This is a genomic window from Pseudomonas sp. Root401, assembly GCF_001425105.1.
GTDB classification, from domain to species: domain Bacteria; phylum Pseudomonadota; class Gammaproteobacteria; order Pseudomonadales; family Pseudomonadaceae; genus Aquipseudomonas; species Aquipseudomonas brassicacearum.
Window position 1 is genome coordinate 60659 of sequence record NZ_LMDO01000011.1, and the last position, 16200, is coordinate 76858.

Annotated in this window: 17 protein-coding genes and 1 tRNA gene; 16 read left to right on the forward strand and 2 right to left on the reverse strand. The window is 60.0% G+C overall.

Going from position 1 to position 16200, the window contains the following annotated elements; all coding sequences use genetic code 11:
- Window positions 1-176: 176 nt before the first annotated feature.
- Window positions 177-1838, reverse strand: coding sequence for an OFA family MFS transporter (locus ASC85_RS09655; RefSeq protein ID WP_057449156.1), 1662 nt, complete (start codon window positions 1836-1838; stop codon window positions 177-179).
- 262 nt (window positions 1839-2100) lie between these two features.
- Here ASC85_RS09655 and panM point away from each other — a divergent pair, with 262 nt between their 5' ends.
- The 9 genes from panM (at window position 2101) to ASC85_RS09700 (ending at window position 9316) form a co-directional block, all read left to right on the forward strand.
- Window positions 2101-2499 carry an aspartate 1-decarboxylase autocleavage activator PanM gene (gene panM / locus ASC85_RS09660; protein ID WP_057449157.1) on the forward strand — a complete coding sequence of 133 codons (399 nt, stop codon included), beginning with the start codon at window positions 2101-2103 and terminating at the stop codon, window positions 2497-2499.
- A 335-nt stretch (window positions 2500-2834) separates the two neighbouring features.
- Window positions 2835-5066 (forward strand): AsmA family protein, encoded by a 2232-nt coding sequence (locus tag ASC85_RS09665; protein WP_057449158.1) that lies wholly within the window; start codon window positions 2835-2837, stop codon window positions 5064-5066.
- Window positions 5063-6130, forward strand: a complete 1068-nt coding sequence (gene mutY, locus ASC85_RS09670; RefSeq protein ID WP_003196816.1) for an A/G-specific adenine glycosylase — start codon at window positions 5063-5065, stop codon at window positions 6128-6130. The genes ASC85_RS09665 and mutY overlap by 4 nt, the downstream gene beginning before the upstream one ends.
- Window positions 6127-6399 (forward strand): oxidative damage protection protein, encoded by a 273-nt coding sequence (locus ASC85_RS09675; protein WP_003196814.1) that lies wholly within the window; start codon window positions 6127-6129, stop codon window positions 6397-6399. Before mutY ends, ASC85_RS09675 begins: the two co-directional genes overlap by 4 nt.
- Before the next feature lie 102 nt (window positions 6400-6501).
- Window positions 6502-6577: transfer RNA gene (locus ASC85_RS09680), tRNA-Phe, on the forward strand.
- A 116-nt stretch (window positions 6578-6693) separates the two neighbouring features.
- Window positions 6694-7023: a DHCW motif cupin fold protein gene (locus ASC85_RS09685; protein WP_057449159.1), complete on the forward strand. Its 330-nt coding sequence runs from the start codon at window positions 6694-6696 to the stop codon at window positions 7021-7023.
- Between the two features lie 61 nt (window positions 7024-7084).
- Window positions 7085-7492 carry a hypothetical protein gene (locus ASC85_RS09690; protein WP_057449160.1) on the forward strand — a complete coding sequence of 136 codons (408 nt, stop codon included), beginning with the start codon at window positions 7085-7087 and terminating at the stop codon, window positions 7490-7492.
- A gap of 201 nt (window positions 7493-7693) precedes the next feature.
- Window positions 7694-8740: a PDDEXK nuclease domain-containing protein gene (locus ASC85_RS09695; protein WP_057449161.1), complete on the forward strand. Its 1047-nt coding sequence runs from the start codon at window positions 7694-7696 to the stop codon at window positions 8738-8740.
- Window positions 8741-8869: 129 nt separating this feature from the next.
- Window positions 8870-9316, forward strand: coding sequence for a hypothetical protein (locus ASC85_RS09700; RefSeq protein ID WP_057449162.1), 447 nt, complete (start codon window positions 8870-8872; stop codon window positions 9314-9316).
- A 9-nt stretch (window positions 9317-9325) separates the two neighbouring features.
- Here ASC85_RS09700 and ASC85_RS09705 read toward each other — a convergent pair whose 3' ends face one another.
- Window positions 9326-9775, reverse strand: coding sequence for a carboxypeptidase-like regulatory domain-containing protein (locus tag ASC85_RS09705; RefSeq protein ID WP_057449163.1), 450 nt, complete (start codon window positions 9773-9775; stop codon window positions 9326-9328).
- Window positions 9776-10007: 232 nt separating this feature from the next.
- On the opposite strand from ASC85_RS09705, the gene ASC85_RS09710 reads away from it, so the two are divergent.
- The 7 genes from ASC85_RS09710 (at window position 10008) to ASC85_RS09740 (ending at window position 16171) form a co-directional block, all read left to right on the forward strand.
- On the forward strand, window positions 10008-10499 hold the full coding sequence (locus ASC85_RS09710) for a hypothetical protein (protein WP_057449164.1): 492 nt from the start codon (window positions 10008-10010) through the stop codon (window positions 10497-10499).
- A gap of 300 nt (window positions 10500-10799) precedes the next feature.
- Window positions 10800-11573, forward strand: a complete 774-nt coding sequence (locus tag ASC85_RS09715; protein WP_003196795.1) for an ABC transporter ATP-binding protein — start codon at window positions 10800-10802, stop codon at window positions 11571-11573.
- Window positions 11574-11586: 13 nt separating this feature from the next.
- Window positions 11587-12342 carry an ABC transporter substrate-binding protein gene (locus ASC85_RS09720; protein WP_003196792.1) on the forward strand — a complete coding sequence of 252 codons (756 nt, stop codon included), beginning with the start codon at window positions 11587-11589 and terminating at the stop codon, window positions 12340-12342.
- A gap of 78 nt (window positions 12343-12420) precedes the next feature.
- Window positions 12421-13116: an ABC transporter permease gene (locus tag ASC85_RS09725; protein ID WP_057449165.1), complete on the forward strand. Its 696-nt coding sequence runs from the start codon at window positions 12421-12423 to the stop codon at window positions 13114-13116.
- Window positions 13113-13802: an ABC transporter permease gene (locus ASC85_RS09730; protein ID WP_039592683.1), complete on the forward strand. Its 690-nt coding sequence runs from the start codon at window positions 13113-13115 to the stop codon at window positions 13800-13802. The genes ASC85_RS09725 and ASC85_RS09730 overlap by 4 nt, the downstream gene beginning before the upstream one ends.
- Window positions 13783-15015 (forward strand): methyltransferase, encoded by a 1233-nt coding sequence (locus ASC85_RS09735; RefSeq protein WP_057449166.1) that lies wholly within the window; start codon window positions 13783-13785, stop codon window positions 15013-15015. The genes ASC85_RS09730 and ASC85_RS09735 overlap by 20 nt, the downstream gene beginning before the upstream one ends.
- Window positions 15016-15346: 331 nt before the next feature.
- Complete coding sequence (locus ASC85_RS09740) at window positions 15347-16171, forward strand: FkbM family methyltransferase (protein ID WP_057449167.1); 825 nt, start codon at window positions 15347-15349, stop codon at window positions 16169-16171.
- The last annotated feature ends 29 nt before the right edge of the window (window positions 16172-16200 follow it).

Genomic DNA, 16200 nt, shown 5'->3' on the forward strand with positions numbered 1-16200 from the left:
TCGGCGATAGACATGTCCATACAAGTTTTCAAGGTCACTTAAAAGCAAATGTGGGAGCGGGCTTGCTCGCGATAGCGGTGGGTCAGCCGACCATGATGTCGACTGACACGCCCTCATCGCGAGCAAGCTCGCTCCCACATTAGGGTTGCCCTTACCGGATGGTCAGGGCAACGGTCTTAGTGGAACAACACCGCCGTCTTCTGCAGGGTCACCCACACACCCCACGCCAACGGAATGCCCACCACCAGCCAGGCGGCGATCGCCAGGGGCTTGGTGCCCGGCGCGGCTTTCCACTCCAGCGAAGTGCTGCTGTCGGCGCCTTTGTCATGGCCCAACGCCTGTTCGGCGGCCAGTTCGGCATCGGTCATGAAGTACTTGTCGGCGACCGGGCGGACCAGCAGGTTGCAGAGGAAGCCCAGCACCAGCAGGCCGGCGAGGATGTACAAGGTGATGTCATAGGCCGCGGCACGTTCAACGCCGATGCTCAGTTGATATTCACGCAGGTAGTTCACCAGTACCGGACCCAGCACGCCCGCCGCCGCCCAGGCAGTCAGCAGACGACCGTGGATCGCGCCGACCATTTGCGTACCGAACAGGTCCGCCAGGTAGGCCGGCACGGTGGCGAAACCGCCGCCGTACATCGACAGGATGATGCAGAACGCCGCCACGAACAGCGCGACGCTGCCCAGGTGACCCAGGTTCGGGATCAGCGCGTACAGGGCAAAGCCCAGGGCGAAGAACACGAAATAGGTGTTCTTGCGACCCAGGTAATCCGAGCAGGATGCCCAGAAGAACCGCCCGCCGATGTTGAACAGGCTCAGCAGACCAGTGAAACCGGCCGCAATGGCCGCGATCTGACCCAGTTGCGCAGCATCCAACTGACCGAAAGGCAAGTCATTGCCGAGCAACTTGCCGCCGAACACTTCCTGCAACAGTGGCGATGCCATGCCGATGATGCCGATACCAGCGGATACGTTCAGGCACAGCACCAGCCATACCAGACGGAACTGCGGGGTTTTCCAGGCCACGTTCACGTGAACGTGACGATGGGTGATCATCGCGTTCGCGGCTTTCTTCGGTGCCGGGGTCCAGCCTTCAGGCTTCCAGCCGGTCGGCGGAACGCGGTACGACAAAGCGCCACCGATCATGAACACGAAATAGATCGCGGCCATGACCAGGAAGCTCTGCCATACGCCCACGCCGGTTGGCGAAGCGAAATGGTTCATCAGCGCCGCGGCCAGCGGAGCACCGACCATCGCACCACCGCCGAAGCCCATGATCGCCATGCCGGTGGCCATGCCGCGCTTGTCCGGGAACCACTTGATCAGGGTCGACACCGGGGAGATGTAGCCCAGGCCCAGGCCGATACCACCGATCACCCCGGAACCGACCCACATCAGCCAGATCTGGTGGGTATAGATACCCAACGCGGAAATCAGCAGGCCACCGCACCAGCACAATGCCGATACAACGCCGGCCTTGCGTGGCCCGGCGTGTTCCAGCCAGCCGCCCCAGATGGCTGCCGAGCAACCCAGGAAGATGAAGAACAGGGTGTAGATCCAGCCGAGCATCGAGATCGGCCAGTCACATTGGGACGAAAAGACTTGCGAAATGAAGCTCATATCCGGTGCACAGGCCACAGGCTTGGTGACACCCAAGGCTTTGGACAGTGGCAGCCAGAACACCGAGAAGCCGTAGGCCATGCCGATGCAGAGGTGAATGGCCAGTGCGGCCGGTGGAACCAGCCACCGGTTGAAACCGGGCTTGGCGATGATACGTTCCTTGGAGAGGAACGCTGGCTGGTCGGCGATGCCGTCCGCCGTGATGCTCGTGCTCATTTGTGTATCCCCCAGTTATTGGAATGGTCCGTCAGCCACGCCTCACCCTCAGCCTTCATTGCACGCAGGCATGGCTGTATTTTCTGGTGAAGCTCCATAGTGTGCGACATCAAGTCGCAGAAGGACGGACGAACGGGCAAAGGTTACCATTTGCTCGTGGCAGAAAAACCAAAGTGATATCACCTTTTTCGTGCCATCTGTCTTATCGCACGTCTGCTCGCTTTCTATAGGGGGCTAACGATTTATTTTTTCAGGAATTTCCATGCCCATCGTTGTCGAGCTCATTACCGACGCCAGCTGTCAGGACCAGCAGGACCTGCAGAAAATCTACCGGGATGCCCCGGCCTGGCTGTTCGAACCGTTTAGCGATGCCACGCAATTGATCGCGCAATGCCTCGAGGAAGGCTCGTTGATCGCGGCACGCTTCAATGACCGACTGCTCGGTGCAGCACGCCTGCAACGGCACCAGAACGCCTGGCGCTTGTCCCACCTGTGCGTACGAAACGTTACCCGTCGCCGTGGCGTGGCTGAACGGCTGGTGAGCGAAGCTCGGCGAATGGCCACGCTAAACGGTGCCGAGCTGCACTTGTTGGCCCCGGCCGGGTATATGCAAGCCCAGGCGCTGGCGGCCAAGCTGAAGATGCCGCTTAATGAAAGCTAATCGATGACTGGAGACAAATCCTGTGGTGAGGGGACTTGCACTGTAGGAGCTGCCGAAGGCTGCGATCTTTTGATCTTTTGATCTTTCGCTTGAGACTCAAGTGTTGGAGGAAAGATCGCAGCCTCGTTGCACTCGACAGCTCCTACATAGCTCCTACATAGCTCCTACACGGCTCCTACACGGCTGTTACACAGCATTTACGGCCCTGTGAGTGCAAGCTCCCTCGCCACGGGGACCGCGCGGCGGCGAATCGAGAAACGATCCCCCAACGCGCCGCCAACTCAGGACGTTATACTCCCGACTAAATTTTGAACTCAACCTACAAGGATTCGCCCATGAAAGCGTTCGGCAAAATCCTGGGTCTGGTACTTCTCGGGCTGTTGCTGATCATTGTGGCCCTGGGCTTTGCCCTGACCCACCTGTTCGATCCCAACGACTACAAAGAAGAGATCCGCCAGATAGCCCGCGACAAGGCCCACATCGAGCTGACCCTCAATGGCGACATCGGCTGGAGCCTGTTTCCATGGCTGGGCCTTGAGTTGCACGACGCCAGCGTCGCTACCTTGGCCAGTCCGACCCAGCCTTTCGCCGACCTGCAGATGCTCGGCCTTTCGGTCCGGGTAATACCGCTGCTGCGCCGGGAAGTACAAATGAGCGATGTGCGGGTCGAAGGCCTGAACCTGCGGCTCAACCGTGACAAGAACGGGCACGGTAACTGGGAAGACATCGGCAAGGCGCCGGCCTCTGCGACGACGGCGAACGCACCGGCACCGGTGCCGGCAGAACAAGCGGCCCCGCCCGCCAGCACCCCGGCCGAAAAACCTGCCCAGCCGACCCGCCTGGATATCGACAGCCTGACCGTGAACAACGCCCGGGTCGAATACACCGACGAGCAGACCGGCAAGCTGTTCACGGCCGAGAGCATCCAACTGAGCACCGGCCCGGTCCACGACGCCACCAACATCCCGGTCACCCTGACCGCATTCCTTTCCAGCAACCAGCCAGCCGTACGCGTACGCACCGAAGTGACGGGTGAACTGCGCTTCGAGCGCGCCCTGCAGCGCTACAAGTTCGAAGACCTGAAACTGTCCGGCGAAGCCACCGGCGACCCCTTGCAGGGCAAGACCCTGAACTTCGCCGCCCAAGGCCAGCTGTTCCTGGACAAAGCCGCAAACGTCACCGAATGGACCGGCATCAAGCTGTCGCTCAATCAACTGCGCGCCTTGGGTGAACTGAAAGTCAACGACCTCGACAAGACCCCGCAATTGAATGGCGGGGTGTCGATCGCCCAGTTCGACTTGGCGAAGTTCGTCGACAGCGTCGGCCAGAAACTCCCGGCCATGGCCGAAGGCAGCCTGAGCAAGGTCGAGCTGTCCAGCCGCATTGCCGGTACGCCAACCAGTGTCGAGTTCAACGACATCAACCTGAAAGTGGACGACAGCAACTTCAGCGGTCGCATCGCCGTGGAAGACTTCGCCAAGCAGTCCCTGCGCGCGCAGCTCAAGGCCGACACGTTCAACGTCGACCGCTACCTGGCGCCAAAGTCCGCCGAAGCCGACAGCTCCAAGGCCGCCCGCGAAGCCGAAGTCAGCAACACCGAAGCCAGCGCCATGGCCGGTGCTGGCAGTACACCGCTGCCAAACGCCCCGACCCAGGGCGCCTGGAGTAACGATCGATTGTTTCCGGTGGAACGCCTGAGCAAGCTGGACCTCGATGCCGACCTGACCTTCGGGCAACTGACCCTCGATAAACTGCCGATCCAGAACGCTGCGCTCAAGGCCACCGGCCGGGGCGGCTTGCTGACCCTGGAGAACCTGCGAGGCGACCTGTACAGCGGCAACTTCGAAACCAAGGGCACCCTCGACGTGCGCCAGCCTACGCCACAGCTGAGCCTGCAAACGCGCATCAACCGGGTCCCTGCCGAGAAGATCATCGAAAGCCAAGGCAAGAATCCGCCGGTCAAAGGCCTGGTCACCGTCAACAGCGCGATCACCGCCAGCGGCAATAGCCAGAAAGCCCTGATCGACAGCCTCAACGGCACCGCCGGGTTCGTCATCAACGATGGCGTGCTGCTCAATGCCAACCTCGAACAGCAATTGTGCAAAGGCATCGCCACCCTCAATCGCAAGACCCTCAGCGGCGAACCCCGGGGCAAGGACACGCCGTTCCAGCAACTCAACGGCAATCTCACCTTCAACAATGGCGTTGCCAACAACCCGGACCTGAAAGTCCGCATCCCTGGCATGACCGTCAATGGCAACGGCGACATCGACCTGCGGGTATTGGGCATGGATTATCGCGTCGGCGTCATCGTCGAAGGCGACAAGAGCGACATGCCCGACCCGGCCTGCCAGGTCAACGAACGCTACGTCGACGTCGAATGGCCATTGCGCTGCCGTGGCCCGCTGGAACTGGGCGCCAAGGCCTGCCGCCTGGACAACGACGGGCTGGGCAAGGTCGCGGCGAAATTGGCCGGTGACCGTCTCGGCGACAAGATCGATGAGAAGCTGGGCGACAAGGTCAGCCCCGAACTCAAAGATGCGCTCAAGGGGCTGTTCAAGCGATGAGAGCCGAGCAGTTTTCCACCGCTGTCCTGGACTGGTTCGACCGCCACGGGCGCCACGATTTGCCCTGGCAACAAGCCATCTCACCCTATCGGGTGTGGGTCTCGGAAATCATGTTGCAGCAGACCCAGGTCAGTACCGTGCTCAACTACTTCGACCGGTTCATGGCCTCGCTGCCCACCGTCCAAGCCCTGGCCGCCGCGCCGGAGGACGAAGTGCTGCACCTGTGGACCGGGCTGGGCTATTACACCCGTGCGCGCAACTTGCAGAAAACCGCGAAAATCGTCGTCGAACAGTACGGCGGCGAATTTCCCCGGGACGTGGAAAAACTCACCGAGTTGCCGGGGATCGGCCTGTCCACCGCCGGCGCTATCGCCAGCATCAGCATGGGCCTGCGGGCACCGATCCTCGATGGCAACGTCAAGCGAGTGCTGGCACGCTTCACCGCCCAGGAAGGCTACCCGGGCGAACCCAAGGTTGCGAAACAGCTGTGGGCCACCGCCGAGCGCTTCACGCCACAGGACCGCGTCAACGCCTACACCCAGGCGATGATGGACCTGGGCGCCACGCTCTGTACCCGCAGCAAGCCCAGTTGCCTGCTCTGCCCGCTGAAGCAAGGCTGCGAGGCCCACATGCTGGGCCTGGAAACCCGCTACCCGATTCCCAAGCCTCGCAAGGAGGTGCCCAAGAAGCGCACCTTGATGCCGATGCTGGCGAACCACGAGGGCGCGATCCTGCTTTACCGTCGCCCTTCCACGGGGCTGTGGGGCGGTCTGTGGAGCTTGCCGGAACTCGACGACCTCGACGACCTGCAGCATCTGGCCCTGCAACACTCGCTGGAATTGGGCAGCCAACAGGAAATGCCAAGCCTGGTGCACACCTTCAGCCACTTCCAATTGGCAATCGAACCCTGGCTGGTCCGGGTCCGGGAAACCGGCCATCACGTGGCCGAGGCCGACTGGCTCTGGTATAACCTCGCCACCCCGCCGCGCCTGGGCCTTGCCGCCCCGGTCAAAACCTTGCTCGAACGCGCGGCCGCCGTAATGAACGCAGGAGAGTTGCAATGACCCGCACCATCATGTGCCGCAAGTACAAAGAAGAACTGGAAGGCCTGGAACGTGCACCGTTCCCGGGTGCCAAGGGCCAGGACATCTACGACCACGTCTCGGCCAAGGCCTGGGCCGACTGGCAGAAACACCAGACCCTGCTGATCAATGAAAAACGCCTGAACATGATGAACGCAGAAGATCGCAAATACCTTCAGGGCGAGATGGACAAGTACTTTTCCGGCGAAGATTACGCCAAGGCCGAAGGCTACGTACCGCCGTCCGAATAAGCTGCTCAGTGCGGGGGCGGATCGTAAGCGACGGTAATAGTTAAATATTTTTTGAAAACTTGCTTGACGCCCCCCTGAAAAACCCGTTTAATGCGCCCCGTTGCCCAGATAGCTCAGTCGGTAGAGCAGGGGATTGAAAATCCCCGTGTCGGCGGTTCGATTCCGTCTCTGGGCACCAAATACCGAAAACCCCGATCAAGAAATTGATCGGGGTTTTTTATTGTCCGGGATTTTCTTCCTCCGCCTTATCGACTCGGCTACATTCGTCCGCTCCCCTCCAGCAAGCGAGTCGACATGGACATCACCGGCATCCCCTTTGGCACCACCGATTGGTCAACCATCGAACCCACCGAGCACAAAGGCGTCACCGGAACCGCTTATTGGCGCACCCAACAGTTCGGGAACATTCGCGTGCGGATGGTGGAATATACGCCGGGGTACCTGGCCGACCATTGGTGCACCAAGGGCCACATCCTGTTTTGCCTCAAGGGCGAGCTCAATACTGAACTTGAAGATGGCCGGCAATTTTTGCTCAAGCCCGGCATGAGCTACCAGGTAGCCGACCAGGCCGAGCCCCATCGATCCTCCACTTCATCGGGGGCTACGCTCTTCGTAGTGGATTGAGATTCGAAGCACTCCCACTGAAGCTGTAGGATAGATAGCCTTATCCATCAGGAATCCGACCATGTCATCGGCGAACAAACAGCAGAAGCGCAGCCAGCGCGCCAAGGCGAAAGCCAAGCAGAACCGTACCAAGCGTGCTGCTGCGCCGAACGATTTCCTCGACCCGAACGACGAGCGCATCGATCTGGAAACCGTGGACCTGACGGAGATGTTCCAACTCATGGGCGCTGCCGAAAAGATCAGCCAACAGGCCATGTGCACGGTCTTCCTGGGGCATCCACTGCTGGAACTGGTGCTGGAACAGGAAGGTGAGGAAGAAGCGACCGACTTCATCTTTACCGCATTGATCGAATACCGCCGCTTGACCACCGGTGTGGATGAGCAGACCGCGCTGGATTGGGTGGAGAGCAAGCAGTTCCAGGCCGATTATGTGGCTGCATCCCAGGCACTCGCGCAAGGTAAGGTCTGACTGTCACCCAAGGGGCCAGAGGGGATGACAGACTGCAGGGATAGTTCCTACAAACCAAGGTCAACCAACATGGGGCGGCGTCATACCCGTCCTGCGTAAACCAGTTATTTTTCCTCCCAAGCAATCAGCCCCGTCCGGCATCATCGAAACGTCGCCCGGAGCATCCTTGCGGTCCGCCCCTCTCAATGGCTGGACACTGCGATGACGCCAATGCTGCCTCAAGATGACCCACAGCTCGCCCCCTTGATCAACGAACTCGGTGAGCTGATTCGCCAGGCACGCCAGAAGGTTCTGCGTGCCGTCGATACGTTCCAGGTACAAACCTGCTGGCAGATCGGCCGGCATATCATTGAATTCGAACAAGGCGGCGCCGAACGGGCGGCCTATGGGACACGGCTGCTGCCGTCACTGGCGAAAGTGCTGACGGAGCGGTTCGGGAAGGGATTTGATGAACGCAACCTACGGCACATGCGAGACTTTTATCAGAAGTTCCCAATTTGGAACGCAGTGCGTACCGAATTGAGCTGGACCCACTACCGCACGCTTTTGCGCGTAGAACACGACGTCGCCCGTCATTGGTACATGAACGAAGTGGCCATTCAAAACTGGTCCACCCGCGCCCTGGAACGCCAGATCGGCAGTTTCTATTACGAACGCTTGCTGGCCAGCCGCGACAGGCCTGCGGTGGAGCAGGAAGCCGGCACCCATATCAAGGAGATGAACCTCGGCCCCCGGGACATCGTCAGGGATCCGGTGGTTCTGGAATTCCTCGGCCTGCCCAACGCCGGCACACTACTGGAAACGGACCTGGAGCAGGCCTTGATCGACCAGCTACAGGGTTTCCTGCTTGAGCTGGGCAAGGGCTTCGCCTTCATTGCCCGTCAGCAACGCATCAGCACCGACAGCAAAGACTTCTACCTAGACCTGGTCTTCTACAACTACCTGCTCAAGTGCTTTGTGATCGTCGATCTCAAACGTGGCGAGTTCAGCCACCAGGACATCGGCCAGATGGATATGTATGTACGTCTCTACGATGATCTCAAGCGCGGCCCTGACGACAAACCTACCGTGGGCATCATTCTCTGTGCGCGCAAAGACGATTCGGTGGTGCGTTATTCCGTGTTGCAAGGCCATGAACATTTGTTCGCCAGCCAATACCAACTCGTACTGCCCACGGAAGAAGAGCTGCGCAACGAGCTGGATCGCGAACGGGCGCGCCTTGAAGACGTGACAGCCGACACCCAATAACCGCCTTTAGTGTGTTTTTTCAGCAGCGCCTACCCCAAGAACGCTATCCTGCACGTCACCGGCCGCAGCCCATTCTTCTCCAATCCAGGTGTTGCGGACCTCCCCTAACGAATTGGAAACCGAAGCCCAATGGCCTCACTGAACAAACAGCAAAAACGCGCCAAGCGCGCCAAAGACAAAGCCAAGCAAATCCGCATGACCGGGCGCAAATCGATCCCAATGTATGGCGACCCGGCCCACGCCACCGCCCAGCCACCGGTCTACGTGCTGGAACTGTTCGCCAAGCTGCGCGAAGCCGAGGCCATCAGCCGCAGTGAAATGCTCGATACGCTGCTCGCGTCCCTGAGCGAGATGATCATCGAACGCCCAGGCCTGCTCGACCTGAAAAACGCCGAGAACGAAAGCATGGCGGCGACCAACCTGGCCGCCGACATGCTGGTGGACTACCGCATGTGGGTCGATGAAATGGACCGTGAGACCGCCCAGCGCTGGCTCAGCACACCGGAGTTCATCAAGGACTTCAGCGAGGCGCTGGACCGCTACCGCCAGACCCTGGAAGAACCCGCCAGCGAATAAACCGGCCGGTTATTCGTCACCGTTCCAATGGAACACCAGGTTGCGCGCGGCTCCACTGCCTACCTCAGCAGTGTCGCGCCGCGCCTCACCATTGCGCGTCGCCACCACGCTGTACTTGCCCGGCGGCAGTTGCACGTAAACCAGCGGTCCGGCCTCATCCAGCGTCAGCAGCGTTTGCCCCGACGCGTTCTGGACGGTGACCTCCACATCCGGGATGTATTTGTTTTCCGGGCCAACCGCGAATGTCATGTGCAAGTTGTAACCCTGGGCCTGCCCGATGGCCCGGGCTTCATCCTCACCGATACCGCCCGACAGGTAAGTGATGCCGTTCTGCTGCATGGGTTGGACCTGCACGCCTGCGTTGTCTATGGGCGCGAGGTTGGTGGCGTTGACGGCGATGGGGAACAGCAGGATGCTGATGGCGATGAAAGGTAATACAAGATAATGAATGAGCTTCATGGCGAGGACTCCAGGTTCTGGAAACAACTCACATGAGTTCTTTTTGGAGCACCGTAGCGGGTTAAGGTTTAGATCGATTGGGACTATTGACTAGGACGAACCCCGTCCCACAGCCGGCATATACCATTTACATGCCCCTTCATTGCCCTATGCTTTTAACTGATTCCAATGGATCGAGTTCATGCTCGATGCCAATATCTAACTTCCACTTACAAATAACGGGACCACACCCATGGCCTCCGCGAACAAGCAACAAAAACGCGCCAAGCGTGCAAAAGCAAAAGCCAAGCAAATACGCGTCAGCCGTACCAAGCCTGCTGCCGCCACGTTTGACCTTCCCGAGTACGACGATCCGTACGTCCTGGATGCCCTGCAAGACGAATTCACAGAACCGCCCAGAGACTTCTTATCGTTGTTTTATGAGATGCAAGACGCCGAAGAAAAGACGGGGCGCATCGACATGATGGTCAGGATGCTCGGATTACTCATTGCGATGACGGATGAACAGCCCGAGCTTCTGGACAGTCAAAATGCCGAAAACGAGGCCATGGCAGTCCAAAACCTGGTCGAAAATACCCTGATCGCTTACCGAAGTTGGGCTGACGATATCGATCAGGAAGCAGCGAAGCATTGGCTTCATAGCCCTGAAGTGCAGGCGGATTTCAAAATTGCATGGGTCAGCTTCAGAGAGGTTCTCAAAATACTGTGGGACGCGCCCGAATAACCCAACAGACTTTTGATCGCGGCAACGCTCATCCGTTTAACCCTTCCAACCCCCGCTCAAAGCTGGCACCATCGCGCCTTTTTTTAGCGACTCCCCGGACTTTTCACCGGTAAACCAGGTTCAAACGGCCGTTAGGTTGTTGATGGCGCGACAGTCTGCTGCGCCGATGCGACAACCTGCCGCACATCACCGGTTTACCGCCCGTAGCGCTGTTGGCGGCCATTCGGACGCATGCTAGCTTGGCCGCCTCGCCAAGGAAGGCAGCCAACAGCAAGGGAGCACATACCATGAGGACCGCACATGGCCCAGGCCACGCCCGCGCTTGAAATCCGCAACCTGCACAAACGCTACGGACAGCTGGAGGTGCTCAAAGGCGTCTCGCTGACCGCCCGCGACGGCGATGTGATCTCGATCCTCGGATCCTCCGGGTCCGGCAAATCCACATTCCTGCGCTGCATCAACCTGCTGGAAAACCCTAACCAGGGCCAGATCCTGGTGGCCGGCGAAGAGCTCAAGCTCAAGGCCGCAAAGAACGGTGAACTGGTGGCCGCCGACGGCAAACAGATCAACCGCATGCGCAGCGAGATCGGTTTTGTCTTCCAGAACTTCAACCTTTGGCCGCACATGAGCGTGCTCGATAACATCATCGAAGCGCCGCGCCGGGTGCTCGGCCAGAGCAAGGCCGAAGCCGTCGAAGTGGCCGAAGCCCTGCTGGCCAAGGTCGGTATCGCCGACAAGCGCCACGCCTACCCGGCCGAACTGTCCGGCGGCCAGCAACAACGCGCCGCCATCGCTCGCACACTGGCGATGCAGCCCAAGGTGATTCTGTTCGACGAACCCACCTCCGCCCTTGACCCGGAAATGGTCCAGGAAGTACTTAGTGTGATCCGCGCCCTGGCCGAGGAAGGACGCACCATGCTGCTGGTCACCCATGAAATGGGGTTCGCCCGTCAGGTTTCCAGCGAAGTCGTGTTCCTTCATCAAGGCCTGGTCGAGGAGCAAGGATCGCCACAGCAGGTCTTCGAGAACCCGCTTTCGGCGCGCTGCAAACAATTCATGTCCAGCAACCGCTAACGGAGCAGTACACATGCAGACCTACAAGAAATTCCTCCTGGCCGCAGCGGCCAGCCTGGTCTTTTCGGCCAGCGCCATGGCGGCCGACAAGCTGAAGATGGGCATCGAAGCGGCCTATCCTCCGTTCAACAACAAGGACGCCAGCGGCCAGGTCGTGGGGTTCGATAAAGACATCGGCGATGCCCTGTGCGCCAAGATGAAAGTCGAGTGCGAAGTGGTCACTTCCGACTGGGACGGCATCATTCCCGCCCTGTTGGCCCAGAAGTTCGACTTCCTGATTTCTTCGCTGTCGGTCAACGACGAGCGCAAGCAAGCCGTGGACTTCACCGACCCGTACTACTCCAACAAACTGCAATTCATCGCACCGAAAAACGTCGATTTCAAAGTCGATAAAGAGTCTCTCAAGGGCAAGGTCATCGGGGCACAGCGCTCTACCCTCGCCGGTACCTGGCTGGAAGACGAACTGGGCAGCGATATCACCGCCAAGCTCTACGACACCCAGGAAAACGCCTACCTGGACCTGACCTCCGGTCGCGTCGACGCGATCCTGGCGGACAAATACGTGAACTACGACTGGCTGAAAACCGAAGCTGGCCGTGCTTACGAATTCAAGGGCGACCCGGTGGTGGAAGGCGACAAGATTGCCATTGCGGTGCGCAAGGGTAACGACGAGCTGCGCAACAAGCTGAACGCCGCCCTCAAGGAAATCATTGCCGACGGCACCTATAAAAAGATCAACGACAAGTACTTCCCGTTCAGCATCTATTGATACTGACGTGCCTGGCCGGCGCTGTTCCCTGGCAACGCCGGCCCTTAGCAAAGCCTGCCGCGATATGAACTCTTACCCATGATGATCGATCTCTACGGATTCGGCCCGGCGCTCGCCGCCGGCGCGCTGATGACCGTCAAACTGGCGCTCACGGCCCTCTGCCTGGGGCTGGTGCTCGGCCTGCTCGGCGCCTTGGCCAAGACCTCGCCGTACAAGCCGCTGCAATGGCTGGGTGGCACCTATTCGACACTGGTTCGCGGCATCCCGGAATTACTCTGGGTGCTGCTGATCTATTTCGGCACCGTCAACCTGATGCGTGCCCTGGGTGAGTATTTCGGCAAACCCGACCTCGCCCTCGACGCCTTTGCCGCCGGGGTCATTGCCCTGGGCCTGTGCTTTGGCGCCTACGCCACGGAAGTGTTTCGCGGCGCGATCCTGGCGATCCCCAAGGGCCACCGTGAGGCCGGCGTCGCCCTGGGCCTGTCGAAGTGGCGGATCTTCACCCGGTTGATCATGCCGCAGATGTGGCGCATCGCCCTGCCTGGCCTGGGCAACCTGTTCATGATCCTGATGAAGGACACCGCGCTGGTCTCGGTAATCGGCCTGGAAGAGATCATGCGCCATGCGCAAATCGGCGTGACCGTGTCCAAACAACCGTTCACCTTCTATATGGTCGCAGCATTCATGTATCTGGGCCTGACAGTGTTCGCCATGATCGGCATGCATCTGCTGGAACGACGCGCCGCCCGTGGATTTACCAGGAGCACCCAATGAACTGGGACGTCATCATCAAGTGGCTGCCGAAGCTGGCACAGGGCGCGACACTGACCCTGGAGCTGGTGGCCATCGCCGTGATCGCCGGCCTGCTGCTGGCGATTCCACTGGGCATCGCCCGCTCTTCGCGCCTGTGGCAGGTGCGGGCGTTGCCCTACGCCTACATCTTCTTTTTCCGTGGCACGCCGCTACTGGTACAGCTGTTTTTGGTCTACTACGGCCTGGCGCAATTCGATGCCGTGCGCAGCAGTGCGTTGTGGCCGTACCTGCGGGATCCGTTCTGGTGCGCCACGGCCACCATGACCCTGCACACCGCCGCCTATATCGCCGAGATCCTGCGCGGTGCGATCCAGGCCATCCCTCGTGGCGAGATCGAAGCCGCGCGGGCCCTGGGCATGTCGCGGCCCAAGGCGCTGTTCTACATCATGCTGCCCCGCGCCGCGCGCATCGGCCTGCCGGCCTACAGCAACGAAGTGATCCTGATGCTCAAGGCCAGTGCCCTGGCGAGTACGGTGACCTTGCTGGAACTCACCGGCATGGCCCGTACCATCATTGCCCGGACCTATATGCCGGTGGAGATTTTCTTCGCGGCCGGCATGTTCTATCTGTTGATGTCCTTCGTCCTGGTGCAAGGCTTCAAGCAGCTGGAGCGCTGGTTGCGCGTCGATGCCTGCCAAGGGCGCTGACAGCGGCGTGCTGACGGGCGAGGCATTGCTCGCCCGCTTCACGGCGCTGGATACTTTTCTCACGGCGCACCAGGCACTGTGGAAACCGCGTCCGTTCACCCATCTGCAACTGCCTTGGGAAACGTCCCACCCGGAATTGTCCCGATGGCTACGCCAGCGTTCGCTGGAAGCTGCAGAAAACGACCATCATCAGCCGTGGTTGATGGAAGACGCGCCAGCGCCATTCCCGGAATGGGCCGCTATCTCCCGTGCCTTGAGCGCTGTCGCAGAATTGCCAGCCAGCACGCTCGAAGCACCAAGCCATCGCCTCAACGTCGACGTACCCGGACGCAAATGGCAGCAGATCGAAGCCTTCGCCAGCCGCCTGCACTTCACCACCCAACCGACCCATTGGCTGGATTGGTGCGCAGGCAAAGGCCACCTCGGCCGACGCCTGCTGCACGGTGAGCAACAACTGACCTGCCTGGAATACGACCCCGCACTGGTCGCCAGCGGCCAACAACTGAGCCTGCGCCATCACCTGCCCGCCACGCACCTGCAACAAGACGTGCTGGCGGCGGACGCAACCCAGGCGCTCCACCCCGGACACACGCCTGTGGCCCTGCACGCCTGCGGCGACCTGCATGTGCGCTTGATGCAGCTGGCCAGCGCCGCTGGTTGTGCACAACTGGCTATCGCACCGTGCTGTTACAACCGCACCAACACCGAGCGTTATCAAGCACTGTCCGACGCCGCCAAAGGCTCTGCCCTACAGCTGTCGCTCGACGATCTCAGCCTGCCGCTGACCGAAACCGTCACCGCTGGCGCGCGCGTCAGAAGACAGCGGGACCAATCCATGGCCCGGCGCCTGGCCTTCGACCTGCTGCAACGACACATCAGAGGGTGCGACGACTACCTGCCCACCCCCTCACTGCCCAGCGCCTGGCTGGAAAAATCCTTCGCCCAATACTGCATCGATCTGGCGGCCCTGAAAGACTTATCCACAGTCGGCACGCCTGATTGGGTCGCCTTGGAAGCCGCAGGCCATCAGCGCCTGGCCGAGGTGCGCAACCTGGAGTTGTTGCGAGGCCTTTTCCGGCGGCCACTGGAGCTTTGGCTGGTGCTGGACCGGGCGCTTTTCCTCAGTCAAAAAGGCTACGAGGTTCGCCTTGGCACCTTCTGCGAAACACCGCTGACGCCGCGCAATCTGATGTTGCTGGCAGAGCGTTGCTGAGACGAAACACCCTGTGGATAACTCTGTTGATGAAATAAACCTGGATCCAAGAAATTCGCGATTTCTTGACCTAATCAACGCTGGTCATTTTTTGTTCACATGGATAAATAACCATGAAAACAGGGATTTGCGGCGAAACGCGAAAGCGGTCACAAAATCGCAAGATACCCTGCGCCTCATCCTGCCCGTTGTGCATAAGCGTCTAAGCAAAACGACATAACCGCCGAATTCAGTGCTGCCTCGCGCCAGTAATTGCGTCCACCGCGCCCGTGCTATACAACAGCCCAACGTATCGTGATTGACACAATGCCGACACACTCAAGGACTGGCCGTGACGTTCATTTCCTACGCACAGAACTTCGAAGACATACGCCTGTGGCGCGCCCTTCAATCGGTGGAAAACGGCTTTTACCTCGACGTCGGCGCCAACCATCCGACAGATGATTCGGTCACCCGAGCGTTTTACGACCGCGGCTGGCGCGGCATCAACATCGAACCGGTGCCGGCCTACTACGACGCCCTCTGCCAGCAACGCCCCGACGACACCAACCTGCAATGCGTAGCCGGTGAAAACGCCGACAGCCTGACCTTCTACACCATCGCCGACACGGGCCTGTCCACGGTAGAAGCCAGCGTCGCCCAACAGCACCGCGACGCCGGCATGAACGTAACCAACCAGACCGTCCAGTCCCGCACCCTGGCCTCCATCTGCGAGCAATACGCCCAGGACCGCCCCATCCACTTCCTGAAAATCGACGTCGAAGGCCACGAAGAAACCGTGCTGCGCGGCATGGACTTCAGCCGCTGGCGCCCCTGGATCATCCTCATCGAAACCCCATGGGCCCGCGACCAGACCTGGGAAACCCTGGTGACCGACGCCGGTTATCAGTCCATCCTGTTCGACGGCATCAACACCTACTACCTCGCCGACGAACACCTGGCCCTCAAACCCGCCTTCGACATCCCACCGTGCAACCTCGACGGCTTCCAACTCTGCAAAGGCCACAAATTCAGCCACCCCATCGACGACGCAGACCCACAGCTCAGCGCCGCCCTGCAACGGGCTGAACAGGCCGAAGCCCAACTCCAGGCGATGCAAAACAGCCGCACCTGGCGAGCCCTGAACAAACTGCGCAACCTGCTGCACCGCGCTTGAGTATGGGTAGTGCAAAAATAGTCAGAATT

What these genes read in the sequence shown, in the direction of transcription:
- ASC85_RS09705 (WP_057449163.1), bottom strand. Translation starts at nt 9,775, where the DNA reads ATGAAGCTCATTCATTATCTTGTATTACCTTTCATCGCCATCAGCATC.
- ASC85_RS09695 (WP_057449161.1), top strand. Translation starts at nt 7,694, where the DNA reads ATGACGCCAATGCTGCCTCAAGATGACCCACAGCTCGCCCCCTTGATC.
- ASC85_RS09725 (WP_057449165.1), top strand. Translation starts at nt 12,421, where the DNA reads ATGATGATCGATCTCTACGGATTCGGCCCGGCGCTCGCCGCCGGCGCG.
- ASC85_RS09710 (WP_057449164.1), top strand. Translation starts at nt 10,008, where the DNA reads ATGGCCTCCGCGAACAAGCAACAAAAACGCGCCAAGCGTGCAAAAGCA.
- ASC85_RS09690 (WP_057449160.1), top strand. Translation starts at nt 7,085, where the DNA reads ATGTCATCGGCGAACAAACAGCAGAAGCGCAGCCAGCGCGCCAAGGCG.
- panM (WP_057449157.1), top strand. Translation starts at nt 2,101, where the DNA reads ATGCCCATCGTTGTCGAGCTCATTACCGACGCCAGCTGTCAGGACCAG.
- ASC85_RS09700 (WP_057449162.1), top strand. Translation starts at nt 8,870, where the DNA reads ATGGCCTCACTGAACAAACAGCAAAAACGCGCCAAGCGCGCCAAAGAC.
- ASC85_RS09715 (WP_003196795.1), top strand. Translation starts at nt 10,800, where the DNA reads ATGGCCCAGGCCACGCCCGCGCTTGAAATCCGCAACCTGCACAAACGC.
- ASC85_RS09735 (WP_057449166.1), top strand. Translation starts at nt 13,783, where the DNA reads ATGCCTGCCAAGGGCGCTGACAGCGGCGTGCTGACGGGCGAGGCATTG.
- ASC85_RS09675 (WP_003196814.1), top strand. Translation starts at nt 6,127, where the DNA reads ATGACCCGCACCATCATGTGCCGCAAGTACAAAGAAGAACTGGAAGGC.
- ASC85_RS09685 (WP_057449159.1), top strand. Translation starts at nt 6,694, where the DNA reads ATGGACATCACCGGCATCCCCTTTGGCACCACCGATTGGTCAACCATC.
- ASC85_RS09730 (WP_039592683.1), top strand. Translation starts at nt 13,113, where the DNA reads ATGAACTGGGACGTCATCATCAAGTGGCTGCCGAAGCTGGCACAGGGC.
- ASC85_RS09665 (WP_057449158.1), top strand. Translation starts at nt 2,835, where the DNA reads ATGAAAGCGTTCGGCAAAATCCTGGGTCTGGTACTTCTCGGGCTGTTG.
- ASC85_RS09720 (WP_003196792.1), top strand. Translation starts at nt 11,587, where the DNA reads ATGCAGACCTACAAGAAATTCCTCCTGGCCGCAGCGGCCAGCCTGGTC.
- ASC85_RS09655 (WP_057449156.1), bottom strand. Translation starts at nt 1,838, where the DNA reads ATGAGCACGAGCATCACGGCGGACGGCATCGCCGACCAGCCAGCGTTC.
- mutY (WP_003196816.1), top strand. Translation starts at nt 5,063, where the DNA reads ATGAGAGCCGAGCAGTTTTCCACCGCTGTCCTGGACTGGTTCGACCGC.